Here is a 24,918-nt window from a genome sequence, read left to right as displayed (position 1 = left end):
GCCGCTTTGCGTGCTCAGGCCGCTTTGCGTGCTCAGGCCGCTTTGCGTGCCTTTTTCGGATGCACATTCTGGTTCATGCGGAAGACATTGTCGGGATCGTATTTCTGCTTCACCTCCAGCAGCCTGGCATAATTGCCGCCATAGGCAGCCTCGACCCGGTCGGCCTCGTCGCCTGGCATGAAGTTGATGTATGCGGTGCCTACCGCCTGCGGCTTGGTCGCTTCGTAGATGTCGCGGGCCCAGCCCATGCAGGCCTTGTCCATGGACGCCTCGCGCCAGCGCGCATGCACGTTCATGACAAAATGCGAGCTGCGCTGCGGGAAGGCCGTGGCGTCCGTCGCCACCCGCCCGGCAGCACCGCCGACATGGCCGATGAAGATCTCGCATTCGGGCCCGGGCAAGGTGCGGATCGCCTTGTCGAGTATGTCGATCGTTGCATCAGGCAGATCGATGAAGTCGTGGCTCTTCCAGTAGTTGCGCGCGCCGGGCTGCAGCAGCGGGTCGAAGGCCGTCTGCCATCCGGAAAAGGGGTTCGGGCCGACCACATCGACGATCGGCTTGCCGATGCCGCGCAAGGCTTTGGTCGCCTTTTCGCCGGCTTCAAGGTCGCCGCAATAGCACATCGCCAGCACCAGAACCTCCTTCCAGTGCCATTGTGCCGGCAGGAATGGCAGGGGCGGCGCCTTGCGCATCACCGTCCAGCAGGTCAGCTCGTCGGGAGCGTCTTCAAGCACTTTCCGATATTGCTTGAGTACCGATTTGGCGTCGTCGAAGGGATGCACCACCAGCCCCGACAGCACTTGCGGGCCGAGCTTGTGCAGCTTGAACTCGAACGCCGTCACCACGCCGAAATTGCCGCCGCCGCCGCGCAGTGCCCAAAACAGATCGGGATGTTCTGACGTGCTGGCCCGGACCAATTCGCCATCGGCTGTTACCACATCGGCCGAAAGCAGATTGTCGATGGTCAGCCCAAGCTTCCGCGTCGTCCAGCCGAAGCCGCCGCCGAGCGTCAGCCCCGCGATGCCGGTGGTCGAGTTGATGCCTGTCGGCACCGCAAGAGTGAAGGCCTGCGTTTCCTTGTCGACGTCGGAAAGCAGCGCACCTGGCTCGACCCAGGCCCGGCGCGCCACCTTGTCGACACGCACCGATTTCATCATGCTGAGGTCGATCATCAGCCCGCCGTCGCAGACAGCGCTGCCGGCGATGTTGTGTCCGCCGCCGCGCACGGCGACCAGAAGCTCGTTTTCACGTGCGAATTTGACTGCGGCTATGACATCGGCGGCGCCGACGCAGCGCACGATAAGGCCCGGCCGGCGGTCGATCATGGCGTTCCACACCGAGCGGGCCTGGTCATAACCCTCGTCGCCGGCATGGAGCATTTGACCGCGCAGGCTTGCGGCAAATGCCTCAAGCGTCGGTGCGCTGATCGTCGTCATGCCTCCTTCCAATGTCGTGAGGCTCAAGTCGTTCATGATATGTTCCTCTCGTAGGTGTCATGCCTCCTCTTCACCGCAGCCGGCAATTGTGCGCCTAGCAAGAAGGATGGACAAGGCGGAGCGCGTTGCTGTTGCTGAAAGTGATGGGTGCGGTGTCTCGTCGCCTGGGGCGCGACTGTTGCCTTCGCGCCTTGCCGCAGCATGGTCCAGTCGCGATAGTGCCAAACAACTCAGTTAGTTCCGTGCTTCGACGCGGCGTAGTCGGAGACGGAACCAGCGATGCGGCCTACTTGCAGCGACATTGACCACCGAGCGCTGCAAGGCAATTGGGCGGAATGAAATCCAGGCCGGGCTTGCGCCGTATTGCATGTTGGTCTGCGACCGCTGCCCTCCTCTCAGCGAGCTTGCCCGCTGATCGGGCACTTGCCGAAGATCGGATGCTGCTGCTCGACCGCGACGGCCTGGTCATCAGGGCGCATCTACAGGCTGGCCTGAACGCGGTGATCGAACATAATCTGTTCTGGAACTTCGCCGCCACCTTCGCGCCATCGCCAAACTTCAACCCCGATAAGCAATGGCTTGAAGGCTATGTGAAGCCCGGCCTCAGCTTCATCAAGGAGTTCGACAACGCTCCGATGGCCTACGGCAAGATTTCGGCGGTGGCCTCGGGAACGCTTGGCATCGACGCCTACGGCATCGGCGACACCGGCCGTATCACGCTTGAAGAAGGCTATCTCGGATTGCGCTCCGCCGATGCTGGTCGCAGCTCGTTCGACGTCTCGATTGGCCCGCGCGAGTTCAAGGCGGGTACCGGAATGCTGATCGCCAATGGGGGCAACAGCGGCTTTGAGCGTGGTGCTCTCAAATTCGGACCACGCAAGGCCTGGAAGATGGCGGCACTGGGCGAGGCTGGCTACGACGATTTCAGCGGAACGGTGTTTTACCTCCAGCCCAACGAATTGCCCGACACCAGCAGCAGCACCAAGCTCATCGGTACGGACCTTCGCTACGACTGGCCCTCCGTCAATTCCTTTGCCGGCATAACCCTTGGCCATGTGTTGGAGTCGACGTCGGCTTACCCCAAGGCGGCTCCGGACGGGATAGGCGCGCCGACCATCCTGCCCGACGCGAGGCAGGGCCTGAACTTCGTCAATTTTTATGCCATCGGCACGCCCCTCCCGGGCGTTTCCGAGAACTTCTTTGCCGGCGCCGAAGTGGCCTATGAATGGAACAATGACATCGACATGCGGGCCTGGGCCGCGCGTACCCATGTCGGATACACCTTTGCCGATCTGTCGTGGTCGCCGACCATCGCGCTGTCTTATCAGACATTTTCAGGCGACGACCCGTCGACCCCGAGGCTCGAGCGTTTCGACCCGCTTTTCTACGAAGGCAGCCCGAGCAACTGGTCGACCGGGTCGAAGTCGTCGATGGTGTTCATCAATTCCAATGGGAGTTCGTATCAGGCCAGCCTGCGTGTCACACCGACCGAGCGGGACACGTTCACGCTGCGCTACGCGCATATCCGCGCCAACGAATTGCTGAGCCCGATCCAGTTCGGGCAAGGCACGCGTGTCGAAACATCAGGTGGTGTGCCCAGCCCGATTACCGGCGCCACCAACCACCATCTCTCGGATGACATCTTTCTCGAATATAATCGCGTGCTGAATCCGAACACCTTTCTCACCGTCGGGCTCAGCGCATCATTCCCTGGGCAGGGCATCGACTCTATCGTCAATGCCGATGCACCAACCTGGGCGGGAGCGTTTGCCAATGTGGTCGTCAATTTCTGAAGTTCGCAACGACGCGCGGTTGGGCGGCTTTGCCGGCGTGCTAGCTTTGGCCATGGCAGCCGCCATCGCGCTACCACCTTCGATCTCTCACGCGCAGGAGGCAAAAGCGCTGTCAGCCGAAGAGTCCGATCCCGTCAAGCTTGGCTGGATGGTCGGTTCGCCGCCGCCCGCCGACAAGATCATCCGCTTCACCGATCCCGACTATTTCTCCTTCCCCAAGATGCGCTGGACGGTCTGCCATTTCCGCCAGCTGATGCCGACGGTCAATGTCAGCCGTGGCCTTGGCGCGCCGCTGCCTTTCGAGCGCAAGACCGACGAGACCATCGACGCGGTAAAATTCACTCCACTCGGTGGGGGTGCTGCGATGACATGGGAACAGTCGCTGGCCGCCAATTACACCGACGGCATCGTTGTTCTGCATGACGGCAAGATCGTCTATGAGCGCTATTTCGGCTGCCTCGACGACGCCGGCCAGCACGGCGCGATGTCGGTCACCAAGTCGCTCACCGGCCTTTTGGGCGAGATGCTGGTGGCCGAGGGCAAGCTCGACGAAAACGCCAAGGTGGCATCAGTCGTGCCTGAGCTTGCCAAGAGCGCGTTCGGTGACGCCACCATCAAGCAGGTGCTCGAGATGACCACGGGCCTGCGCTACAGCGAGGACTATGCCGATCCCGATGCCGATGTCTGGGTCTATTCGGCCGCGGGCAACCCACTGCCCAAGCCGGAAGGCTACACCGGCCCGCGCAGCTATTTCGAATATCTGCAGACGGTGCGCAAGGAAGGCGAGCACGGCACGGCCTTCGGCTACAAGACCATCAACACCGATGCACTCGGCTGGATTATCGCGCGCGTCACCGGACAATCCGTCGCCCAATTCATGTCGGAGCGGATCTGGAGCAAGATGGGGGCCGAGCAGGACGCCTACTACACCGTCGATTCAACCGGTACGCCCTTTGCCGGCGGCGGCTTCAACGCCGGCCTGCGCGACATGGCGAGGCTTGGCCAGCTGCTGCTCGACGACGGCGTCATCAATGGCCAGCGCCTGGTGCCCGAGGCGGCGATCGCCCGCATCCGCGCCGGCGGCGACAAGGCGGCATTCGAAAAGGCCGGCTATGCGCTGCTCAAGGGCTGGAGCTATCGCGGCATGTGGTGGATCACCAACAACGACCACGGCGCCTATATGGCGCGTGGCGTGCATGGCCAGGCGCTCTACATCGACCCCAAGGCGCGCGTCGTCATAGCCCGCTTCTCGTCACATCCAACGGCGGGCAATGCCGCCAACGACCCGACTACGCTGCCGGCTTACGAAGCGGTGGCGAAGTATTTGATGAAGTGAGACCTACACCACCGCCCGGCGATATAGATGCCAGGTGGCGTGGCCGAGCACCGGCAGCACCACCAGCAGCCCAAGGAAGAAAGGCAGGCAGGCTGCAAGCACCGCAAGCGTCACCACCAGCCCCCAGCCCAGCATGACCACCGGGCTCGCCAGGACCGTGCGCACCGAGGTGATCATGGCGGTGACGAAATCGACCTCGCGGTCGAGCAGCATCGGGATCGAGATCACGGTGAGAGAAAACAGCACCAAGGCAAGGGCGGCACCGACGAGGTGGCCGACGCCCAGAAAGATCCAGCCTTCGTTCGTCGTCGTCACCACATGGACGAAGCGGTCGAGCGTGGCAAAAGACATGCGCCCGAGGATCAGCGCGATCAAGAGCCTGATCTGGTACATCCAGATCCAGAACACGAACAGCATGACGAAGGCCATCCACGACACCTCGCGCCGCCGCTGCGCCCATACCACCGCCAGCACTTCGCGCAGGCTCGGCGACTGCCCGGCCTCCAGCCGGCGGCTGACCTCGTAGAGGCCGACGGCGGCAAAGGGCCCGACCAGCGGAAAGCCGATGGCAAAGGGATAGATCAGCCAGGGTTCGTGCAGCACGACAAGTGCTATGGTGATCATTATGCCGATGACGGCGAAGACGGCGCCGATCATAAGCCCGATCATCGGACGGCGTGCAAAGTCGGCGGCCCCTTCGGCAAGGCTGGCCCGTATGTCGGCCACACTGAGCGCCCGCACCTCCGGCAGCGCCCCCGGCCGCTWGCCTGGCTGTGCCGCCTTGTTCACATCGACCATCGCTTCCTCCCTCGCGTCGTCGTATTTTGCCGACCATGCACTGTCAGGTGCAAAGTGTATTGATCAGGATCAAGCGCTTTCGCAGCTGGCGCCATTCAGGCCGAAGCCAGCCCGTACCCCACCGCCGCTCCCGCCAGCACAATCGCCACCAGCCCCTGGAACAAGGCGACGATCACCTTGAGGGCCGCGCGCGCCAGCGACAGCTCCAGATGCTTGGCAAACCAGCGTGTCTCCACCGTCACGTACCAGAGCATGGCAAGCCCGAACAGCGCCACTCCCGCCAGCATCGTTGCGGGCCTGTCGATGCGCGTCAGCACGCCGCCGATGCTGGAGACCAGCGCGAAGGGGGCGGCGACATAACACTGGCTGTAGAAGGGCCGCTTCAGCGTGTTGCGGTCGATGCGGATGCCGCGGTGGCGCAACAGCTTCCGTGCCATCAGCAGCGGAAAGACGCTGAAGACCACCGCGCGAAACAGCAGCAGGTTGGAATCGCTCGCCAGAAACGACGGCGGCGCCCAGGGCGTTTCCTGGCTCACCAGCGCCAGTTCGAAACCATGCGCGATCAGCAAGGTGATCAGCAAAAACATCGGCGGGCTGAGCGTGTYGGTATATTGCTCGTCGATGTCGTCGGCCAGTTCCACGTCGGCATAACGCATCATCGCCTGCGGGCGGCGCAGCGTCCGCCACATGGTGATCGGATAAAACAACAGCCACGACGCCAGCTCGTAAAGCAGCTCCTCGAGCGATTTCAGCAATCGCATGAAGTCCATGCGTCATCCCTCTCCTTGCGCGGGTTTTCGCGCAACACATCATGGCGAGGGCAACGCCGTGTGGAAAGAGCGATGCGCTGATAGGCCATCGGGGAAGAGCGCTTGCAATTCTGTAAAGTGACAACGCACAACTGGGCAGGTACTGGTAGCGTGTACAGCTATGGGGAGCACAATGGTTGCGCGGCGAAACTTCGCTTTCCTTGGTGCCGTCCTTGCGCTTTGGTCTGTGTCGGCGCTCCCCACTGGAGCCAATGCCGCAACCGCATCGGTTTTCCTTGAAGACCAGACCTGGACCGAGCTGCGCGATCTCATCAGCGCTGGAACGACAACCATCATCGTGCCGATAGGCGGCACCGAGCAAAATGGCCCGGCCATGGCGCTCGGCAAGCACAATGTTCGCGTGAAATTTCTGGCCGAAAAGATTGCCGGGCGGCTGGGCAAGGCGCTGGTTGCGCCGGTCATCTCTTATGTCCCGGAAGGCACCATCGACCCGCCGAGCGCCCATATGAAATTTCCCGGCACGATCACCATCAGCGACAAGACGTTCGAGCAGCTGCTCGAATCCGCGGCCCGCAGCTTCAAGCTGCACGGCTTCACGACCATTGTGCTGATCGGCGACCATGGCAGCTACCAGGCCAGCGAACGTGCGGTGGCCGAGCGTTTGAACAGCGAATGGCGCAAGACCCCGGTGCGCGTCTTTGCAGCACTTGAATATTACAACATAACCCAAAGCGCCTATGTGGACCAGCTCTTGGCCGCTGGCGCAAAACAATCTGAAATTGGAACGCATTCCGGGCTGGCCGACACATCGCTGATGCTTGCCATCGACCCGTCGATGGTGCGCAAGGATCGCATTGCGGCGAGCCCGAAACGCAATGCAAGCGACGGCGTGTATGGGGGCGATCCGACGCGCTCCACAGCGGAGTTTGGCCAGCTTGGCGTCGACCTGATCGTGACCGGAACAACCGAGGCGATCCGCACCTTCGTCGCAAAGCAGCCGAAATGACCAGAGCGCTCAAGCATTTCATCGCCGCGCCATTCATGCTGTTTGTCCTGGCAAGTGCCGCTTCGGCTGGACCTTGCCCGGAGGATTGCAGCGCGCCTCCGCCCGGCCGCACCAACATCTATAGCGAAACGACGTCCGGCCATTTGAGCCCCGCGACGTCAGGCGCGCTGGCCCGCGTCTATGTCCCCAATCATTCGTCCAACAGCGTGTCGGTGATCGATCCGGTCACGCTCAAGGAAGTCGACAGGTTCAAGGTCGGGCTCGCGCCGCAGCACGTTGTTCCCTCGTGGGACCTGAAGACGCTGTGGGTCGCCAACAACGCCAGCAACACAAGCAAGGGCAGCCTGACGCCCATCGATCCGAAAACCGGCAAGCCGGGCAGTGCCGTGCCGGTCAACGATCCCTACAACATGTATTTCATGCCGGACGGCAGTTCGGCGATCATTGTCGATGAATCCCTGAAGCGGCTCGAGCTGCGCGATCCGCAAACCATGGCGCTGAAATCGGTCATCGCGACGCCGACCTGCCATGGCATCAATCATGCCGATTTCGCCGCCGACAATTCCTACGCGATATTCACCTGCGAGTTTGGCAGTGGCGGTCTGGTCAAGGCCGATCTGCAGAACCAGAAGGTCCTGGGCAGCCTCGCCTTGTCGAAACCGGGCATGCCGCAAGACATCCGGCTTTCGGCCGACGGCAAGGTTTTTTATGTCGCCGACATGATGAATGACGGCGTCTTTTTGGTCGATGGAGACAGCTTTACCGAAATCGGCTTCATTGCCACCGGCATTGGGGCGCACGGCTTTGCAGTCAGCCGCGATGGCACGAGACTTTACGTGGCAAACCGTGGTTCGCATCAGATGGAGAATTCCCATCCAAAGGGCCAGGGCAGCGTCAGCGTCATCGACTTCGCGACCCGTTCGGTCGTGGCGCAATGACCCGTTCCAGGTGGCGGCAGCCCGGACATGGGCAATGTCAGCGCCGATGGCAAACAATTGTGGCTGTCCGGTCGCTTCGACAGCGAGGTCTACATGTTCGACACCGCCACCGGTGCGGTCGTGAAGATCCCCGTTGGCGTCGAGCCGCACGGCCTGACGGTCTGGCCACAGCCTGGCAGGTACTCGCAAGGCCATACCGGCAATATGCGCTGAGCTGCCCGGGGCTTTATGCCAGAGACCGCCGATCGCGCTGACAGGACGTTCACGCCGCCCGACCGGCAGGCTATAGCAGGGCAAAGCCCTCCTGCTGGATCTCGCCCAAGGATTCTCCCCCTATGACCGACATCATGACCACCGACACCGTGCTCGACCGCTTCCTTCGCTATGTCGTCATCGACACCCAGTCCGACGCGAGCTCACCGACCCAGCCCTCGACCGAAAAGCAGAAGAACCTCGGCCGCCTGCTCGTCGAGGAGCTGCTGGCGATCGGCCTCAGCGACGCGCATCTCGACGAGCATGGCTATGTCTACGCCACTGTGCCATCCAACACCGACAAGCAGGTGCCGGTGATCTGCTTTTGCTCGCACATGGACACCGCGCCCGATTTCACCGGCACCAACGTCAAGCCGCAGCTGGTGCGCAACTATGCTGGCGGCGACATTCAGCTCAAGGGCGATCCGCAGCAGGTCATCCGCGTCAGCGATCATCCAGAACTCGCCAACCAGATCGGCAACGACATCGTCACCACTGACGGCACGACCCTGCTCGGCGCCGACGACAAGGCCGGCATCGCCGAGATCGTGACGGCGGCACAGTTCTTGGTCGCCAATCCCGACATCAGGCACGGCACCATCAAGCTTCTCTTCACCGCCGACGAGGAGATTGGCCGCGGCGTCGACAAGGTCGACTTCAAGAAGCTCGGCGCCAAATTCGCCTACACCATGGACGGCGAAACCGCCGGCCATATCGAAGACGAGACCTTTTCGGCCGACGGCGTCGAGATTGCCATTTCGGGCGTCGCCATCCATCCCGGCTTCGCCAAGGGCCGCATGGAAAACGCCATCAAGATCGCCGGCGCCATCGTCGACCGGCTGCCGAAGGAGCTTGCGCCCGAAACCACCGAGGGCCGCGAAGGCTTTGTCCACCCCACCGCTCTGTCGGGCTCGATGGAAAAATCGTCGCTCAGCCTCATCGTCCGCGACTTCACCGACGAAGGTCTCGCCACCAAGGAGGCAATGCTCGAAACCATCGTCAGGGACGTCCTGAAAGCCTATCCCGGCTCGTCCTACACCTTCACGGTCAAGGAGCAGTACCGCAATATGAAGGTGGTGCTCGACCGCCACCCCGAGATCGTCGAAAACGCGCTCGAAGCCGTGCGCCGCGCCGGCATGGAGCCGGTGCGCGGCAGCATCCGCGGCGGCACCGACGGCTCGCGCCTGTCGTTCATGGGCCTGCCGTGCCCCAACATCTTCGCCGGCGGCCACGCCTTCCACTCCCCCCTCGAATGGGTCAGCCGCCAGGACATGGAAAAGGCAGTGAAGACGATCGTCGAGCTGGCAAGAGTGTGGGAGGAACGGGCGTAGGGGGCATCGCGGCGACCGACACTGGCGCTTTAGGACGACAGTGAGTGCAACTGCTCCTGCATCGGCAGCGTTTGCCGAAGTGCGCTGGGATTGAAGCCGGTGGCGCTGCGAAAGGCGCGGCTGAAATTGGCCGGCGTGGAGTAACCAAGCTCTGCGGCTATGCGGGTGATCGAGACATCCGTATACCGGAGCAGTTCATCGGCGCGCCGCGCCCGGGCAGCATTCGCCAAGGATCGAAAAGCCGATCCCTCGCCATTCAGCTCGCGCTGCAGAGAGCGGGTGCTGATGTCCATCGCGCGGGCGGTGCTGTCGATCGAAATCGAGCCGCCACGGACCTGAAGGCGGATATGTTCCGAGATGACGCCAAGCGTATCGCGCGGGGCAGCACCGCGCCGATCACGCGCCACGTCGGCTATGGTGATGATCGGCGCTGCGGCTGGCGCGGGGCCGCGCGTGGTGAGGCTGCCCCGGTCGAAGACGACGGCCAAGGTCGGTGCATTGAAGACGACAGGGCAGTGGAACATGTCTTCGAAGGGGGCGGTGTGGCGCGGCCGAGGGATATCAAGCTCGATCCTGAGCGGCCGCCAATTTTCGGACAGGAAATGCCGGCAAACGCTTGACAGCGCGCCTGCCGCGACGTTCGCGGCATGATCGTAGCCGGGGCGGCCGGCGAGGGCGAGGCCATAGCTGAAGCGGGCCTCGTCGCCGCGGGTGACAAGGGCCATCGTATCGCCGGTGGAGTGGTAGGCGAGGGCTTCGATAGCCCGGCCGAACGCCGCGCCGAGCGTGTCGGCGGCGTAGATGTATTGCCCATATATTCCGTAGTTGGCGACATCCATCTGTGGGGACATCAGCAAGCCGAAATTGGCCTCGCCGGCAACTCGCGCCGCCGTGTCGATCAGCCTCAAACCCGCCGCTTGCGGGATGAAGCCGCTTTCGCCTTCGATCACTTCAAGGTCGACGCCGGCGGCGCGGACGGCCCGAGCCAGCGTCCGCTCGCCAAGCTCGCGCCGGATCAGCTGCGGCAGGCCGTGCAAGGTGAGGTTTGAAATGACCGGGGTCGTAGGCATTCTGGCTACCTCGAAGCATTTCTTCAGACTTGGCGCAAAATGAGTGGTGGCGCAACGCCGTCGCGGCTCAATAATGCATCCGTCGCGATTGACGGCGGCACGAAAAACGACCCACAGTTGCAGTGGCCATTGTCGAGGAGAGGGCAATCATGCGCATGACGAGACTGCTTTGTGCCACCGCTGCGGTGGCAATGATGGGCTTGGGAGTCGCTTCCGCCGATACGGCGCCAAAGATGAAGATGACAACGCCGATACCGGATTCGATCATCACGCCGGAGAGCCTGGACACCAGGCTTGGCAAGCTGAACTTTTTCGATGGCTTCCCGGATGACGCTACTTCGGAGAAGATCTACGACAATCTCGATTTCATGCGTGGCGTCGACGCTTTTCTCAATGCCATGCCTGGTGCTTCCGTCGAAGCTCTCCGGGTTGGCATCGCCAGCCAGGGCGCCAACGACAACCAATCCATCCTGATCTTCGAAAACCTCATGGACTCGCGTTCGCTGTTCCTGACCGGCAACACCGAAAGCATCTACAATCTCATGTGGCTGGACACCAAGGCCGGGCCATTGGTCATCGAAACACCACCCGATATCCTGGGCATGATCGACAACCACTGGTTCGAATATGTCGGCGATGTCGGCAATGCCGGCCCGGACAAGGGCAAAGGGGGGAAATACCTGCTTTTGCCGCCGGGCTATGAGGGCGAGATACCTGAAGGCTATTTCGCGCTTCGAACCTCGACTTACGGAAACCTCTTCTTCTGGCGTGGCTTCCTCAAGGAGGGCAGCACCGCGACTGCGGTCGAAAACACCAAGAAGTTCGCCAAAGTCTATCTTCTTTCGGACGCTGACAACCCGCCGCCGATGAAGATCATCAATTCCTCGGGCAAGGAGTACAACACCATCCATGCCAATGATTTCCATTTCTACGAGGAAGTGAACAACATCGTTCAATACGAGCCGAACGAGGCCTATCACCCGGAAGTGCTGGGACAGCTCGCCGCCATCGGCATCGAAAAGGGCAAACCCTTCGCACCCGACGAGCGGATGAAGAAGATACTCACTGAAGCCGTGGCCGTCGGCAACGCGACGGCGCGCACCATCACCTTCAAGACCCGCATGAAGGACGCGTATTATTATCCGGACAGTGCCTGGTTCACCGGCTTTGTCGGCGGCAGCTACGAGTTTCTTCTGCAGTCCGGCGTACGCTATCTGGATGCCCGTGTTCTGTTTCACTACTACGCGACGGGCGTCACGCCGGCCATGGCGATAAAGCGCGTCGGCATCGGTTCGCAATATGCCGGTGCCACGACCGACAAGGACGGCAAGCCGTTCGATGGCAGCAAGACCTACAAGGTGCACCTGCCGCCAAACATTCCGGCAAAGGAATTCTGGTCGTTCGTGGTGTACGACAATCAGACGCGTTCGATGCTGCAGACAGACCAGCAATTTCCAAGCATTGGCAGCGACAAGAAAGACATTGTGATCAACGCTGACTCCTCGGTGGATGTCTGGTTCGGCCCGACAGCGCCGGAAGGCCATGAGGCCAACTGGGTCCAGACAGTTCCTGGCAAGGGTTGGAACGTTCTCCTTCGCCTCTATGGCCCACTGGAGTCATGGTTCGACAAGACCTGGAAGCCAGGCGAGATCGAACTCGTCAGATAGGGAATGCGGAAGGCAACGCTTTTGTCGGGCATATCCGGGGCTTTCGGCCCCGGAGCAGCGTGGCAGCCCTGCTGCATAGCCGGATCCGGACCGGGTCTTGCGCCGGAGTTGCCTGCCGCTCGAATCGATTCGACAACTCATCGAACAATAAGAGGAGTACGGCAAATGTTGACGAAGCGAGATCTACTTCGCTCCGCTGCGGCGATCGCCGCCGGCGCTGCGATTGCGAGGCCAAGCCTGCTGATGGCGCAGAGCCACCCCGGCATCATCGAGGCCAAGGACATCGCCGAGGAAGGCTTTATCTACGGCCTGCCGCTGGTGATGAATTATGCGGTCATGCAAGAGTTCGCTGTCGACAGGAATTCGGGGCAGTTCAAGGCGCCATTCAACGAAATCAACAACATGCACCATGTCGCCACCCCGGCGGATACGGCTGTCATCACGCCGAACAGCGATACGCCTTACTCGATGACGTGGCTGGATTTGCGGGCTGAACCGATGGTCATCTCGGTGCCGGCGATCGAAAAGGAGCGCTACTACTCGGTCCAGCTCATCGACGGCAACACCTACAACTATGGCTATATCGGCTCGCGCGCCACGGGGACCGAGCCGGGCGACTATTTGGTGGTCGGCCCCGACTGGAAGGGTGAAACGCCCGCCGGGATCAAGAAGGTCTTCCGATCGACGACGCCGTTCACGTTCTCGCTTCTCCGCACGCAGCTCTTCAACCCCGAAGACATGCCGAACGTCGAGAAATTCCAGGCCGGCTACAAAGCTCAGCCGCTTTCTGCCTTTCTCAAGCTCCCGGCACCGCCGGCCGCGCCGACGATCAATTTCGTTCCCGCCACCACGGCCGGCATCAAGGATAACTTCTTTGAATATCTCGACGCGGCGCTGCAATTCGTGCCCGAGACGCCAAGGGACCAGGCTGTTCGCGCGAAACTTGCCAAGATTGGCATCGGCCCCGGCAAGACCTTCGATTTCAAGGAATTATCGCTCGAACACAAAGCCGAAATTCTGGTGGCCATGAAGCAGGGCGACGGCAAGGTCGACAAATGGCTGGCCAGCGGAAACAAGGTCATCAACGGCTGGAATGTCGGCTCGATTTTTGGCGACGAAGCCTTCTTCAACGGCGATTGGTTGATGCGGGCCGGCGCAGCCAAGGGCGGTCTCTACGGTAACGACGCCGTAGAGGCCATGTACCCCTACACCCGAGTGGATGCGGCCGGCGAGACGCTCGACGGCAGCAAGCACAATTACACCATCACCTTCGCACCCGGCCAGTTGCCGCCGGTGAACGCGTTCTGGTCCGTTACGATGTATGACGGCAAGAGCCAGCTCTTGGTCAAGAACCCGATCAATCGCTACCTCATCAACTCTCCGATGTTGCCGGCGATGAAAAAGGACGCCGACGGCTCGCTGACGCTGTATCTTCAAAAAGACAGCCCCGGCGCGGACAAGGAAGCAAACTGGCTTCCGGCACCCGATGACAAAATCTACCTCGTTTTGCGCTTGTATTGGCCGAAGCCTACGCCACCTTCGATCCTGCCTGCGGGCCAGGGCACTTGGCAGCCACCCGGTGTGAAACAGGTCTCATAAACTTTGCGGTTGTTCTTCGCCTCAAGCTGGAACCACGGTGACGGGGAAGCCGGGCGGGTTGCTGCATAGCCGAAACCGGACCGGGCTTGCGCCMCGGTAAGGGGGCAACTCCCGACACAGACACTGATCTACCGTGGACAAATTCTTCGCCCCCACCCTATCCTTGTTTTTCACGAGGAGAGGGTGAGGGGCGAGATTAGATCACGTTCAGCTCGCGGAACGCGCTGCCCTCCGCGATGCGCTGGTAGCCGAAGGCCGAGCAGTCGATGGTCCGGTAGCCGCCATGCACCACAAGCTCGGCCAGCGCCTTGCCCACCGCCGGCGCCTGCTGCAGGCCGTGGCCGGAAAAGCCGTTGGCGAAGATGAAGTTTGTAACCTCGGGATGCGGGCCGATGACTGCGTTCTGGTCGAGCGCGTTGTAGTCGTAATGCCCGACCCAGGCCTGTGTTGCCTTGATCGCCTCGAAGGCCGGCACGCGCGTCGCCAAAGCAGGCCAGATCACCTCTTCGAACAGCGACCAGTCGGGGTTGAAGTCGGTGGCATCGGCGGCCAACTCGCCGTCCTCGCTCTCGGCACCGCCTGTGATGTAGACCGAACCTTCAGGGCGGACATAGACCCCGCTCGGGTCGACCATCAGCGGCATGTCGGCAAACTTGTCGCGCGCTTCGAAGACAAAGACATTGCGCTTGCGCGGCTCGACCGGCAGCACGATGCCAGCCATCTCAGACACTTTGCCGGCATTCGGACCGGCGGCGTTGAACACCGTGCCGGCCTCCAGCCGCTCGCCAGTGGCTAGCGTGACGGCAACGATGCGGTTGCCCTGGCGCTCGATGCCGACCACCTCTGATGTGATCAGGTCGATGTTTTTGGTTTTGAGCGCCTTGCGGAACAGGCCGAGCATGGCGTGCGCATCGAACCAGCCTTCGCCGGTACGGCCATATGCGCCGGCGGAAATGCCCTCGGTCGAAATCCAGGAAAAGCGCTTGGCCAGCTGCTCGGCATCCTCAAGCACGATGTCGGCACCCTCGGCCATCTGCGCCTCATGATTGGCCTTGAGGATGGGAAAACCGTGGTCGCCGGCCAAGATGAGATAGCCGCCCTCGCGGAAGCCGATGTCGGCGTCGGGGCCGAATTCGTCCTTGAGGCGCCTAAACAGGCCAAGTGTGAACTGCGACAGGCGGATGTTTTCGGGGATCGAGAATTGCTGGCGGATCGAAGCGCAGGACAGCGTGGTTGCCGCATGGGCGAATTGCGGGTCGCGCTCGATCAGCGCGATCGAGCCGGTAAAACCCTCCTCGCGCAGATAATAGGCGATCGAGCTGCCGACGATCGCGCCGCCTGTTATGACCACGTCGTAGCGTGCCATGGAGTGTTCCCGTCTGTTGCTGATGGAGGACAAAAGCAGTTACGCCACCACCCCGCAAGACCTTGCAAGGGCCAGCATTGCCGGGCAAGAAGACCAGATGTCACATTCTGTCTCGCGCCCGCGCCGTTCGGTGCTTTATGTGCCCGCCACCAACGAAAAGGCGCTGGCCAAGCTCGCCTCGCTTGCCTGCGACGCTGTCGTCCTCGACCTCGAGGACGCGGTGCTGCCGCAGGAGAAGGTTTCGGCCCGCGAAAGGCTCGGGCAGTTTCTGGCCGCACGCCCGGCGAGCAACAAGGAATTCGTCGTGCGCATCAATGCTCTGTCGAGCGAGTGGGGCGCCGACGACCTCACGGCCGCGAGCGGTTGGAATGTCGACGGCGTGCTGTTGCCCAAGGTCGCCACGCCGCGCGACATATTGGAGGCCGGCGATGTGCTCGACGACAATGACGCGCCCGACGAGATGAAGCTGTGGGCGATGGTCGAGACACCGCGCGCGCTGATCAACATCGGTGCCATTGCCGAGCTTGGCCGCGACCCGGCCTCGCGGCTTACCTGCCTGGTTGCCGGCACCAACGACATCGTCAAGGAAACCGGCGTTCTGATGACGCCCGACCGGCGCTATTTGATGCCCTGGCTGATGCAGATGGTGCTTGCCGCGCGTGCCGGCGGCCTCGACATGCTCGACGGCGTGTCCAACGATTTTCGCGATATCGCAGCCTTCGTGCGCGATTGCGCCGAGGCATCCGCCATGGGATTCGACGGCAAGACCGTCATCCATCCCGCCCAGATCGCGGGCGCCAACGCGGCGTTTTCGCCGTCTGTCGAAGCCCTTGCCGAAGCGCGTACCATTGCGGATGCCTTCGCGCTTCCCGAAAACGCCTCGCGCGGTGTAATCTCGCTCGGTGGCAAGATGGTCGAGCGGCTRCATCTGGTCCAGGCCGAGAAGGTACTGGCGAGGGCCGCGATGATCGCTGAAATGACGGGAGACGAAAAATGAAACTCTACCGCTTCCTGACCGGCCCCGACGACGCCACCTTCTGCCACAAGGTCACCGCTGCGATGAACAAGGGCTGGCACCTGTTCGGCTCGCCGACCTATGCCTTCGACACGGAAACCAAGACCATGCGCTGCGGCCAGGCCGTGGTGAAAGATGTCGAGGGCCACGACTACGAGGCCGGCGTCACCAAGCTCAGCGATTTTTGACCTTTCGGGAGCTGCCGCTATTCGGCGGCTTCCTCCAGCCTTTCCATGTCCTCGTCGGAAAGGCCGAAATGGTGCCCGATCTCATGGATCAGCACATGGGTGACGATGTCGCCCAAAGTCTCCTCATTCTCGGACCAGTAGTCGAGAATGGCGCGGCGGTAGAGCGTCACGCGGTTGGGGCCTTCGCCGGTCTGCGGGTTCCAGCGCTCGGCGATGCCGCGCCCTTCGAACAGGCCGAGCAGGTCGAAAGGCGTTTCCAGCGACAGGTCGTCCATGATCTCGTCGGTGGGGAATTCCGCCATCTGGATGACGACCTCGCCAGTCAGCTGGCGAAACTCCTCCGGCAGATGCGCATAGGCTTCGAGCGACAGAAGCTCCATCTCCTCGATCGAGGGCGAAAGCTGGTCGTGCCAGGCGCGGGTTTTGTAGATACGGGCCATTATTCTTCCTTTTGAGGGCATATAGCCGTTCGCTGCAGTGCTTACGAGGCTTTTGCCGCACCGGCGATAAATAAGCGGTGAGCAGCTGTTCCCGGGAGAGGAATAAATTCCCCATGAATCGGCTTGACTCTCACGGGCGCCTCTGGAATCTATAAGAACATAACAGGAACAACTAATCGAAGGCAGATCGACATGGCAACCAGCGCCGTGGCGCGGGACGTCGTTTTTGCCCTGCGCCAGAAGATAGCGAAAATCGAAGGCACGCTGCCCGAACTGCTGGTGTCGCCCTCCGACAGCCCGGCGCCTTCAGGCGTGCTGGTCCGTCGTAACGGCGTTGCCTCGGCGCGCGACTTCTTGTTGCCGACCGGCGTCGAGCGACTCGACGAGGCCTTGGGCGGTGGGTTGCCGAAAGCCGCGCTGACCGAAATCCATGGCACCCAAACGCGCAATGCAGGGGCCGCCGCGGGCCTGGCTCTTTGTCTTGTCAGCCTCATGCTCAAGGCCTGCCGGAAGCCGGGCGCGCTGGTGTTGTGGATCGGCACCGCCGAAATCTTCAGGGAGGCCGGGCTTCCTTATGCGGGGGGCGTGGATTGGCTTTTCGGCCTTGCGCCGGATCGCCTGCTTATTGCCGAGGCGCCCAAGCCGACGGATGCGCTGTGGATCGCCGAGGAAGCCACCGGCATCGACGAGATTGCCACCGTCATCGTCGAGTTGCGCGGCAATCCGCGCGGGCTGGATCTCACAGCGACACGGCGGCTTCACCGTCGCGCTCAGGAGGCCGGCCGGCCAGTGCTCCTGTTGCGCCAGTCGGCCGAGCCGGAACCGACCGCCGCACCCGTCCGGCTCATCGCCTCGCCAGCGCCAGCCTCGCTTCGGCGCACGATCGCTGGTCCGCTCGCCGGTTCCATCGGCCCGCCCGCCGTCACTGTCGAAATCGGCAAGAGTCGCGCCGCACTTGCCGGCAAATTTATTCTGGAATGGAACCCAAATGCACACACCTTCGAAGAAAGAAGAGACAGCCCAGAGAATCGTGTCGCTGTGGTTTCCCCATCTCGCGGCCGAGCGGATCCTGCGGCGGCGGCTGGGACGGTCCTGGCGTTCAGGTCCGCGGCCGAGCCAGCCCCTGGTGATCAGCCATCGCGAGAACAACGCCCAGCGCATCGCCGCCCTCGACGAGCAGGCTGAAGCCCGCAGGCTTAGGCCGGGAATGGGCATCGCCGAGGCGCGCGCCATGCATCCTGATATCGACATCGTCGAGGCCGATCCCGAGGCCGATCGCCGGCTGCTCGAAAGCCTCGCCGACTGGTGCGACCGCTACACGCCGCTTGTCGCGCTCGACGGTGAAAACGGGCTGTTCCTCGACATCACCGGCTGTACCCATCTCTTTGGCGGCGAAAAAGCCCTGCTCGCCGATCTGATGGCGCGGTTTTTCCACCAGGGCTTTGATGTCCGTGCAGGCCTTGCCTCCACGCCGGGAGCGGCGTGGGCTGCGGCGCATTTTGCCGCTGGCCAGATTATTGCGCCAGGCAGCGAGCGCAACTTCTTCGCCCGCCTGCCGCTATCGGCGCTGCGGCTTGATCCGAAAACGAAGACAAGCCTCGAAAGTGTCGGGCTGCGCACCGTCGGCGCGATCATGGATGGACCGCGCGCGCCGCTTGTCCGGCGTTTCGGCGCAACACTCATCGAGCGGCTCGACCAGGGCCTTGGACATCTGGAGGAGGCGGTTTCGCCGCGCCTGCCGGTGGCGCCCCTTTCGGTCGAGCGGCATCTCGCCGACCCGCTTTCGCTGATCGATGATGTCGAGCGGCTGGTCGGCCTGCTTGCCGCGACGCTCAAGATCGATCTCGAGCGTCGCGAGGAAGGTGCGCGCACGCTCGAGCTTTTGCTGTTTCGGGTCGACGGCATGGTCAGCCGCATCACGGTCGGGGCCTCACGGCCGATCCGCGAAGCTGGGCTGGTGCGAAAGCTGTTTCATGAACGGCTGACAGCGCTTGGCGAGACCATCGATGCCGGCTGTGGCTTCGATCTCGTCCGCCTGTCGGCACTTTCGACAGCCCGTTTCGATGCACGCCAGGGCGATCTTGCCGGCGAGGTCGAAGATGATGGCGAGGGGTTGGCGATCTTTGCCGACCGGGTGACGGCTCGGCTCGGCGAGGCCGCCGTCCTCGAACCTGTTCCCGCTGAAAGTCACCTGCCAGAGCGTGCCGCTACTGTTGCTTCTTATGCGCAGGAGGAAAACCGGAAGGCATTCGCAAAGGCGGGCAAGGCACGGCGTAGCCCCCAGCCTGGCCGGCTGGAGCGTCCCATTCGCCTGTTCCGCTTGCCTGAGCCTATCGACGTTCCGTTGACTGAGGTGCCCGATGGTCCGCCGCCGCATTTCCGCTGGCGCCGTGCCGTGCATCGCGTGACGCGGGCCGAGGGGCCGGAACGCATCGCACCTGAATGGTGGCGCGAGGGAAATGAGGCGCCAACTCGGGATTATTACCGCGTCGAAGATGCCGATGGCCGCCGCTATTGGCTCTACCGGCAGGGCCTTTATGGTGCGCAAGCAACGGCTCCGCGCTGGTTCCTGCATGGGGTTTTCGCGTGAACATGATCGCCGCCACGAGCTACGCCGAATTCGGCATCCAGTCAAATTTCTCCTTCCTGCGCGGTGCTTCCGCGCCGGAAGAACTGGTGATCGCGGCGAAATTTCTGGGGATTTCTGCGATCGGCCTTGCCGATTGCAACACTGTCGCGGGCACCGTGCGCGCCTGGAAGATGGCCGATACGGAAGGGCTTGCCTATCATCCCGGCTGCCGACTGGTTTTTGCCGATGGCACGCCCGACATTCTTGCCTATCCTAGGGATCGCAAGGGCTGGGGGCACCTGTGCCGCATGCTCACCCAGGCCAATACCCGGGATGAAAGCGAAAAGGGCGCGCCGCTTCTCTACAAGGACGACCTTTTCGAGTGGGGTGATCTGCTGTCGCTCGCCGTGCTGCCCGACGTCGTGGCCGCCACGGAAGACGACGTCGCGCTTCTGCGCAGCCTCAAGGAACGTTTTGGTGCCTCCTTGTGGCTGGCGGTCGCTCCGAATTTCGGCGGCAATGATCGTTTCAGGATAGAGCAGGCTGTTGCCATGGCGGCGATGGCAGGATTGCCGCTGATGGCGACCAATGATGCGCTTTACCACGCGCCGAGCCAGCGCCCGCTCCATGACGTCTTGACGGCAATCCGTCTCAATGTGCCGGTCACCGAGGCGGGGTTCGAACTGAAGGCGAATGCCGAGCGCCATTTGAAAGGGCCCGTGGATATGAGCCGCCTTTTTAGGCGGCATCCGGAAGCCCTGGCAGAGACGCTGCGCTTCGCCGAAAGCCTGAATTTTTCACTGAAGGAACTCAAATACAACTACCCCGACGAACCGACGGAATCGGGTCTCGAACCGCAGGCGGAATTGGAAAGGCTGACTTGGGAAGGGGCGAAAAAACGCTATCCGGATGGTGTTTCGGAGAAGGTGCAGGGGATCATCCGGCATGAGCTTGGCATCGTCGAAAAGCTCAACTATGCCCGCTATTTTCTCACCGTGCACGACATCGTCCAGTTTGCCCGCTCGAAGGGCATATTGTGCCAGGGGCGCGGGTCGGCGGCCAACTCCGTCATCTGCTTTTGCATCGGCATCACCGATGTCGGCCCCGATATCGTCGATGTCCTTTTCGAGCGCTTCATCTCGGTGGAGCGTGGTGAGCCGCCAGACATCGACGTCGACTTTGAACATGAGCGACGCGATGAGGTCATCGCCTTCATTTATGAGAAATACAGCTCCAAGCGCACCGCGCTCGCGGCCTCCGTCGTCACCTATCGCGGCCGCTCGGCATTGCGCGAGGTCGCCAAGGCGATGGGCTTGTCGGATGACGTCAGGGGCGCGTTATCCGGGTCGATCTGGGGCTGGTATTCGTCCGAGCTTGGCGAGAGGGAAACGGCAGCCGGTGGGCTCGACAAGGCCGACCCGCTGACCAGGCATGTGATCGAACATGCCAACGGCATCATGGGTTTTCCGCGCCATCTGTCCCAGCATGTCGGCGGCTTCGTCATCACCCGCGACCGGCTCGACGAGATCGTGCCGATCGTCAAGACGGCGATGGACGAGCGCAAGATGGTCGAGTGGGACAAGGACGACCTCGATGCCGTCGGCATCTTGAAGGTCGATGTCCTGGCGCTCGGCATGCTGACTTGCCTGCGCAAGGCCTTCGGCTTGCTTGAGGCGCATTACGACGAGCGCGACCCGTATGGGCGGCCATATACGCTGGCGACGCTGCCGCCGGAGGACCAAAAGGTCTATGACATGATCTGCCGCGCCGACACGCTCGGCGTCTTCCAGATCGAGAGCCGGGCGCAGATGTCGATGTTGCCGCGCCTCAAGCCGCGCGAATTCTATGACCTCGTCATCGAGGTCGCGATTGTCCGACCCGGCCCGATCCAGGGCGATATGGTGCATCCATATCTCAGGCGGCGGCAAGGCAAGGAGGATCACGTATTTCCCAAGCCGGAGCTTGAGGAAATTCTGGGCAAGACGTTGGGTGTGCCGCTATTCCAGGAACAGGCGATGAAGATCGCCATCGTCGCCGGTGGCTTCACGCCTGGCGAAGCCGACCAACTCAGGCGTGCCATGGCCACCTTCAAGCGCACCGGCACCATCGGAAATTACCGTGATAGGATGGTAAAAGGCATGGTCACGCGCGGCTACGAGCGCGACTTCGCCGAACGCTGCTTCAAGCAGATCGAGGGCTTTGGCGAATATGGTTTTCCCGAAAGCCATGCCGCGGCCTTCGCGCTGCTCGTCTACGCCTCATGCTGGTTCAAGGCCTATTACCCGGACGTCTTCTGCGCGGCGATCCTGAACTCGCAGCCGATGGGCTTTTACCGGCCGGCACAGCTGGTCCGCGATGCCGAGGACCATGGTGTCGAGATCCGGGCCGTCGACATCAACCATTCCGATTGGGACTGCACGCTCGAACGCTCCGGTTTCGATCCCAAGCGAATCCGTGCCCGGCACGCCGAAATGCGCGATGTCATCAAGACCAGTCACGCCGTCCGGCTGGGCTTCCGCCAGATCAAGGGCCTCGGCGAAAAGAAGGTGGAAACTTTCGTTGCGCGACGCGGCAAGGGATACCAGTCGGTGCGCGATGTCTGGCTGCGGTCGGGTCTCGATGTCGGCGAGATCGAACTGCTTGCCCAGGCCGATGCCTTCCGCTCGATCGACCTCGACCGGCGCGAGGCTTTATGGGCGGTGCGTGCGCTCGACGGCAAGAGTGCCGCCGAAATGCTGCCGCTGTTCGACCAGCCCGACGTTCACTTGCCCGACAACGAGCCGCAGATGTTTTTGCCCGCCATGCCGCTCGGCGAGCATATCATCCACGACTACCGCTCGCTCGGTCTTTCGCTGAAGGCGCATCCGGTGGCTTTCCTCAGGCAGAGATTGGACAAGGCCGGTATCACCCCGAACGGCCGACTTCCCTCCGTGCCGGACGGCAGGCGCGTCTCGGTGGCAGGGCTGGTTCTGGTTCGCCAGCGTCCCGGCAAGGGCAATGCGATCTTCCTGACGCTTGAGGACGAAAATTCGGTCGCTAACGTCATCGTCTGGGCGCGGGTCTTCGACCGCTTCCGCGCTGTGATCATGGGATCGAAATTCATCCGTGTCAGCGGCAAGCTGCAGACGGAATCGGGCGTGATCCACATCGTCGCCGACAAGATGGAGGACCTGACGCACTGGCTCGCCGCCATGTCGGAAGAGATGCAAATGTCAGTGGATGAAAAGACGCAAGCTTCACCTGTCCAGGCGAGTGGTACCAGGCAAAGCGCTGCCGACAAGGCCGCCAAGGATCCTCGTGTCGTTCAGAGCTATGAAAGGCTTGCGCGCAAGGCCAGTAGCGTCATGCCCAAGGGGCGCAATTTCCAATGACAGGAGGTGCGAGATCAATCCGTCGGCGAGGTTTTTTTGGGCGCGGCCTCTGTGTCGAGAATTTGCCTGGCCTCGGAAGGCAGCATGACCGGAATACCGTCACGGACAGGATAGGCAAGGCGTGCGAGCCGGGACACCAGTTCGCCGCGTTCGGCATCCCAGGCCAGCGGCCCCTTGGTCAGCGGACATGCGAGCAATTCGAGCAGCTTGACGTCGATGTCGCGCTTGTTGGTGGTTTCGACCATCATTGCTCCCCAGCTGGCCCGACCTATTGCAGGCTCGAACCAAACTCGTCGTTTTCGCGCGCCAATGCCATTTCGGTGATGGCGATCAGCGTCTCGGCGCGGGTCTTGAGATCGGGCGCTTCGAGCAGCGCCTGCTTTTCGGCGGCACCATATGGCGCCATCATCGATAGCGCGTTGACCAGGATGGCGTTGTCAGCGCGGCTGACGCTTTCCCAATCGGCCTCAAGCTCGTTGGCCTGGAGGTACGTACGAAAGGCCCTGAGCAGCGCTGGCCGGTCGACTTCCGCACCGGCCTTATCCTCGGCGAGGTCGGCGGCGAAAGAGGTGATCTTGCACTGCCTGAACGGCGTCTTGACCATCAGTTCCTGGGCGACGCGGAAGCGGCAGACGCCCTGCAGCGAAATCAGGTAGCGACCGTCACCGGTCTCGGCAAGCGAGGTGATGCGGCCGATGCAGCCGACGGGGCACAAAGACGGCTCGCCATCGGGACGCAGCGTGCCGTCGAGCGAAGGCTGGATCATGCCGATCAGCCGGGACCCGGCCATCGCATCGTCGATCATCTGGAGGTAACGAGGCTCGAAGATGTTCAGCGGCATGCGCCCGCCCGGCAGTAGCAGCGCTCCTGTCAGTGGGAATACCGCCAATGTCGTCGGCAGATCGCTGTCGAGCCGGTAATGCGCGTTTCCTGCCTGCATCTTGTCCTCAGTGGGCTGCGGGCCGTTGCGGTCAAACGCAAGGCCGCAGCGATGCTGCTGTCACGAAAACAGCAGCGACGACAGCTTGCGCCGGGTGGCGAGCGTCACTTCGTTGGTGTAGCCCCAGGCTTCGAAAAGCTTGAGCAACTGCGCTCTTGCGCCATCGTCGTTCCAGGTCCGGTCTGCCTTGACGATGGCAAGCAGGTTGTCGGCCGCTTCGGCGCGCTGGCCGTTGGCATTCTGGATCATGGCGAGGTCGAAACGCGTCTGGTGGTCTCCGGGGTCTTGCGCCAGTTTGCGTTCGAGCTCGGCGGAATCGCCAAGTTCTGCCGCCTCTTCGGCAAGCGCGATCTTGGCGCGGACCGAAACAAGTGCCGGGGCAGATTTCTTGTCTTCCGGCGCACGCGCCAGCACCTCGTTCGCACCCACCGTATCGCCCGCCTCAAACAGGATATCGGCAAGCGCTGCGATGGCGTCGACATTGTCGGGCGCCTGTTCCAGCACGGCATCATAGATCTGTGCCGCCGTCTGCATGTCGCCGGCGCCGCGCGCTTCGGCTGCCGCCGCGAGTGCCTCGGCGATCTGCGGTGCGCCGCCATCCTTGCCTGCGATCTTGTCGATGAAGTCGCGAATCTGGCTCTCGGGCACGGCACCCATGAAACCGTCGACCGGCTGGCCGTTCTTGAAGGCGATGACAGCGGGGATCGACTGGATGCCGAGCTGGCCGGCAATCGCCGGATGATCGTCGATGTTCATCTTGACCAGCTTCACACGCCCGCCGGCAGACTGGACGACGCRCTCGATCACCGGGGTCAGTTGCTTGCACGGGCCGCACCAGGGCGCCCAGAAGTCGACCAGTACCGGCTGGTTGCGCGATTCCTGAATGACGTCGACAGCAAAGCCGGCGGTTGTCGTGTCCTTGATGAGATCGGCCGCCGGTGCAGCACCATTGGCGGGCGCAGCGCCAAACTGCACGTTGGTGGCGTACTGGCTGCTCATGCCGCCGAAGGGATTGCTTTCGTTGCTCATCTTC

General features: G+C 62.3%; 22 protein-coding genes. 13 read left to right on the top strand and 9 right to left on the bottom strand.

Annotated features, from left to right (window positions below; genetic code table 11):
• Positions 1-32 precede the first annotated feature (32 nt).
• Positions 33-1,472, bottom strand: a complete 1,440-nt coding sequence (locus AC1DUU_RS01440; RefSeq protein ID WP_476781625.1) for an FAD-binding oxidoreductase — start codon at positions 1,470-1,472, stop codon at positions 33-35.
• A 401-nt stretch (positions 1,473-1,873) separates the two neighbouring features.
• Here AC1DUU_RS01440 and AC1DUU_RS01435 point away from each other — a divergent pair, with 401 nt between their 5' ends.
• Positions 1,874-3,229: an alginate export family protein gene (locus AC1DUU_RS01435; RefSeq protein WP_476781624.1), complete on the top strand. Its 1,356-nt coding sequence runs from the start codon at positions 1,874-1,876 to the stop codon at positions 3,227-3,229.
• Positions 3,230-3,281: 52 nt separating this feature from the next.
• The gene (locus tag AC1DUU_RS01430) at positions 3,282-4,565 is read left to right on the top strand and encodes a serine hydrolase domain-containing protein (RefSeq protein WP_476781627.1); all 1,284 of its coding nucleotides are present in this window, start codon (positions 3,282-3,284) and stop codon (positions 4,563-4,565) included.
• Between the two features lie 3 nt (positions 4,566-4,568).
• Here the strand turns inward: AC1DUU_RS01430 and AC1DUU_RS01425 are convergent, their stop codons facing one another.
• Positions 4,569-5,363, bottom strand: a complete 795-nt coding sequence (locus tag AC1DUU_RS01425; protein ID WP_476781623.1) for a DUF2189 domain-containing protein — start codon at positions 5,361-5,363, stop codon at positions 4,569-4,571.
• 95 nt (positions 5,364-5,458) lie between these two features.
• A complete protein-coding gene (locus tag AC1DUU_RS01420; RefSeq protein ID WP_476781622.1) occupies positions 5,459-6,133 on the bottom strand; it encodes a permease in 675 nt (224 codons plus the stop codon).
• 172 nt (positions 6,134-6,305) lie between these two features.
• On the opposite strand from AC1DUU_RS01420, the gene AC1DUU_RS01415 reads away from it, so the two are divergent.
• The 4 genes from AC1DUU_RS01415 (at position 6,306) to pepT (ending at position 9,660) form a co-directional block, all read left to right on the top strand.
• Complete coding sequence (locus tag AC1DUU_RS01415; protein WP_476781621.1) at positions 6,306-7,139, top strand: creatininase family protein; 834 nt, start codon at positions 6,306-6,308, stop codon at positions 7,137-7,139.
• Positions 7,136-8,077 (top strand): YncE family protein, encoded by a 942-nt coding sequence (locus tag AC1DUU_RS01410; RefSeq protein ID WP_476781620.1) that lies wholly within the window; start codon positions 7,136-7,138, stop codon positions 8,075-8,077. Before AC1DUU_RS01415 ends, AC1DUU_RS01410 begins: the two co-directional genes overlap by 4 nt.
• Before the next feature lie 27 nt (positions 8,078-8,104).
• Positions 8,105-8,290 (top strand): YncE family protein, encoded by a 186-nt coding sequence (locus AC1DUU_RS01405; protein ID WP_476781619.1) that lies wholly within the window; start codon positions 8,105-8,107, stop codon positions 8,288-8,290.
• A 122-nt stretch (positions 8,291-8,412) separates the two neighbouring features.
• Positions 8,413-9,660: a peptidase T gene (gene pepT / locus AC1DUU_RS01400; protein ID WP_476781618.1), complete on the top strand. Its 1,248-nt coding sequence runs from the start codon at positions 8,413-8,415 to the stop codon at positions 9,658-9,660.
• A gap of 29 nt (positions 9,661-9,689) precedes the next feature.
• On the opposite strand, the gene AC1DUU_RS01395 is transcribed toward pepT, so the two are convergent.
• Positions 9,690-10,730, bottom strand: a complete 1,041-nt coding sequence (locus tag AC1DUU_RS01395) for an AraC family transcriptional regulator (RefSeq protein WP_476781617.1) — start codon at positions 10,728-10,730, stop codon at positions 9,690-9,692.
• A gap of 149 nt (positions 10,731-10,879) precedes the next feature.
• Between AC1DUU_RS01395 and AC1DUU_RS01390 the strand changes: the two genes are divergently transcribed.
• Both AC1DUU_RS01390 and AC1DUU_RS01385 read left to right on the top strand, forming a co-directional pair.
• On the top strand, positions 10,880-12,397 hold the full coding sequence (locus AC1DUU_RS01390; RefSeq protein ID WP_476781616.1) for a DUF1254 domain-containing protein: 1,518 nt from the start codon (positions 10,880-10,882) through the stop codon (positions 12,395-12,397).
• A 165-nt stretch (positions 12,398-12,562) separates the two neighbouring features.
• Positions 12,563-13,996, top strand: coding sequence for a DUF1254 domain-containing protein (locus AC1DUU_RS01385; RefSeq protein ID WP_476781615.1), 1,434 nt, complete (start codon positions 12,563-12,565; stop codon positions 13,994-13,996).
• A gap of 196 nt (positions 13,997-14,192) precedes the next feature.
• On the opposite strand, the gene AC1DUU_RS01380 is transcribed toward AC1DUU_RS01385, so the two are convergent.
• Entirely contained in the window at positions 14,193-15,362 is a 1,170-nt protein-coding gene (locus AC1DUU_RS01380) for an NAD(P)/FAD-dependent oxidoreductase (protein ID WP_476781614.1), read from the bottom strand.
• Between the two features lie 97 nt (positions 15,363-15,459).
• Here AC1DUU_RS01380 and AC1DUU_RS01375 point away from each other — a divergent pair, with 97 nt between their 5' ends.
• Entirely contained in the window at positions 15,460-16,359 is a 900-nt protein-coding gene (locus tag AC1DUU_RS01375) for an HpcH/HpaI aldolase/citrate lyase family protein (RefSeq protein WP_476781613.1), read from the top strand.
• Positions 16,356-16,565, top strand: a complete 210-nt coding sequence (locus AC1DUU_RS01370; protein WP_476781612.1) for a DUF1737 domain-containing protein — start codon at positions 16,356-16,358, stop codon at positions 16,563-16,565. Before AC1DUU_RS01375 ends, AC1DUU_RS01370 begins: the two co-directional genes overlap by 4 nt.
• Positions 16,566-16,582: 17 nt before the next feature.
• On the opposite strand, the gene AC1DUU_RS01365 is transcribed toward AC1DUU_RS01370, so the two are convergent.
• On the bottom strand, positions 16,583-17,005 hold the full coding sequence (locus AC1DUU_RS01365; protein ID WP_476781611.1) for a metallopeptidase family protein: 423 nt from the start codon (positions 17,003-17,005) through the stop codon (positions 16,583-16,585).
• A 192-nt stretch (positions 17,006-17,197) separates the two neighbouring features.
• On the opposite strand from AC1DUU_RS01365, the gene AC1DUU_RS01360 reads away from it, so the two are divergent.
• The 3 genes from AC1DUU_RS01360 to AC1DUU_RS01350 are packed head-to-tail and all read left to right on the top strand — an operon-like array spanning position 17,198 to position 22,945.
• The gene (locus AC1DUU_RS01360; RefSeq protein WP_476781610.1) at positions 17,198-18,190 is read left to right on the top strand and encodes an ImuA family protein; all 993 of its coding nucleotides are present in this window, start codon (positions 17,198-17,200) and stop codon (positions 18,188-18,190) included.
• Positions 18,132-19,595, top strand: a complete 1,464-nt coding sequence (locus AC1DUU_RS01355) for a Y-family DNA polymerase (protein WP_476781609.1) — start codon at positions 18,132-18,134, stop codon at positions 19,593-19,595. Before AC1DUU_RS01360 ends, AC1DUU_RS01355 begins: the two co-directional genes overlap by 59 nt.
• A gap of 2 nt (positions 19,596-19,597) precedes the next feature.
• On the top strand, positions 19,598-22,945 hold the full coding sequence (locus AC1DUU_RS01350; RefSeq protein ID WP_476781626.1) for an error-prone DNA polymerase: 3,348 nt from the start codon (positions 19,598-19,600) through the stop codon (positions 22,943-22,945).
• 14 nt (positions 22,946-22,959) lie between these two features.
• On the opposite strand, the gene AC1DUU_RS01345 is transcribed toward AC1DUU_RS01350, so the two are convergent.
• Genes AC1DUU_RS01345 through trxA form a run of 3 tightly spaced genes read right to left on the bottom strand, consistent with a single transcriptional unit; the run spans position 22,960 to position 24,914 of the window.
• The gene (locus AC1DUU_RS01345; RefSeq protein ID WP_476781608.1) at positions 22,960-23,193 is read right to left on the bottom strand and encodes a Trm112 family protein; all 234 of its coding nucleotides are present in this window, start codon (positions 23,191-23,193) and stop codon (positions 22,960-22,962) included.
• Between the two features lie 20 nt (positions 23,194-23,213).
• The gene (locus AC1DUU_RS01340; RefSeq protein ID WP_476781607.1) at positions 23,214-23,885 is read right to left on the bottom strand and encodes an LON peptidase substrate-binding domain-containing protein; all 672 of its coding nucleotides are present in this window, start codon (positions 23,883-23,885) and stop codon (positions 23,214-23,216) included.
• Between the two features lie 60 nt (positions 23,886-23,945).
• Positions 23,946-24,914, bottom strand: coding sequence for a thioredoxin (trxA, locus tag AC1DUU_RS01335; protein WP_476781606.1), 969 nt, complete (start codon positions 24,912-24,914; stop codon positions 23,946-23,948).
• Positions 24,915-24,918 lie beyond the last annotated feature (4 nt).

This window comes from Aminobacter sp. P4_H6_2 (assembly GCF_056400805.1).
Note: the sequence above shows the minus strand (reverse complement) of the source record. Positions and strands in the feature narration are given on the sequence as shown.

What these genes read in the sequence shown, in the direction of transcription:
- AC1DUU_RS01440 (WP_476781625.1), bottom strand. Translation starts at nt 1,472, where the DNA reads ATGAACGACTTGAGCCTCACGACATTGGAAGGAGGCATGACGACGATC.
- AC1DUU_RS01435 (WP_476781624.1), top strand. Translation starts at nt 1,874, where the DNA reads ATGCTGCTGCTCGACCGCGACGGCCTGGTCATCAGGGCGCATCTACAG.
- AC1DUU_RS01430 (WP_476781627.1), top strand. Translation starts at nt 3,282, where the DNA reads ATGGCAGCCGCCATCGCGCTACCACCTTCGATCTCTCACGCGCAGGAG.
- AC1DUU_RS01415 (WP_476781621.1), top strand. Translation starts at nt 6,306, where the DNA reads ATGGTTGCGCGGCGAAACTTCGCTTTCCTTGGTGCCGTCCTTGCGCTT.
- AC1DUU_RS01410 (WP_476781620.1), top strand. Translation starts at nt 7,136, where the DNA reads ATGACCAGAGCGCTCAAGCATTTCATCGCCGCGCCATTCATGCTGTTT.
- AC1DUU_RS01405 (WP_476781619.1), top strand. Translation starts at nt 8,105, where the DNA reads ATGGGCAATGTCAGCGCCGATGGCAAACAATTGTGGCTGTCCGGTCGC.
- pepT (WP_476781618.1), top strand. Translation starts at nt 8,413, where the DNA reads ATGACCGACATCATGACCACCGACACCGTGCTCGACCGCTTCCTTCGC.
- AC1DUU_RS01395 (WP_476781617.1), bottom strand. Translation starts at nt 10,730, where the DNA reads ATGCCTACGACCCCGGTCATTTCAAACCTCACCTTGCACGGCCTGCCG.
- AC1DUU_RS01390 (WP_476781616.1), top strand. Translation starts at nt 10,880, where the DNA reads ATGCGCATGACGAGACTGCTTTGTGCCACCGCTGCGGTGGCAATGATG.
- AC1DUU_RS01385 (WP_476781615.1), top strand. Translation starts at nt 12,563, where the DNA reads ATGTTGACGAAGCGAGATCTACTTCGCTCCGCTGCGGCGATCGCCGCC.
- AC1DUU_RS01380 (WP_476781614.1), bottom strand. Translation starts at nt 15,362, where the DNA reads ATGGCACGCTACGACGTGGTCATAACAGGCGGCGCGATCGTCGGCAGC.
- AC1DUU_RS01370 (WP_476781612.1), top strand. Translation starts at nt 16,356, where the DNA reads ATGAAACTCTACCGCTTCCTGACCGGCCCCGACGACGCCACCTTCTGC.
- AC1DUU_RS01365 (WP_476781611.1), bottom strand. Translation starts at nt 17,005, where the DNA reads ATGGCCCGTATCTACAAAACCCGCGCCTGGCACGACCAGCTTTCGCCC.
- AC1DUU_RS01360 (WP_476781610.1), top strand. Translation starts at nt 17,198, where the DNA reads ATGGCAACCAGCGCCGTGGCGCGGGACGTCGTTTTTGCCCTGCGCCAG.
- AC1DUU_RS01350 (WP_476781626.1), top strand. Translation starts at nt 19,598, where the DNA reads ATGATCGCCGCCACGAGCTACGCCGAATTCGGCATCCAGTCAAATTTC.
- AC1DUU_RS01345 (WP_476781608.1), bottom strand. Translation starts at nt 23,193, where the DNA reads ATGATGGTCGAAACCACCAACAAGCGCGACATCGACGTCAAGCTGCTC.
- AC1DUU_RS01340 (WP_476781607.1), bottom strand. Translation starts at nt 23,885, where the DNA reads ATGCAGGCAGGAAACGCGCATTACCGGCTCGACAGCGATCTGCCGACG.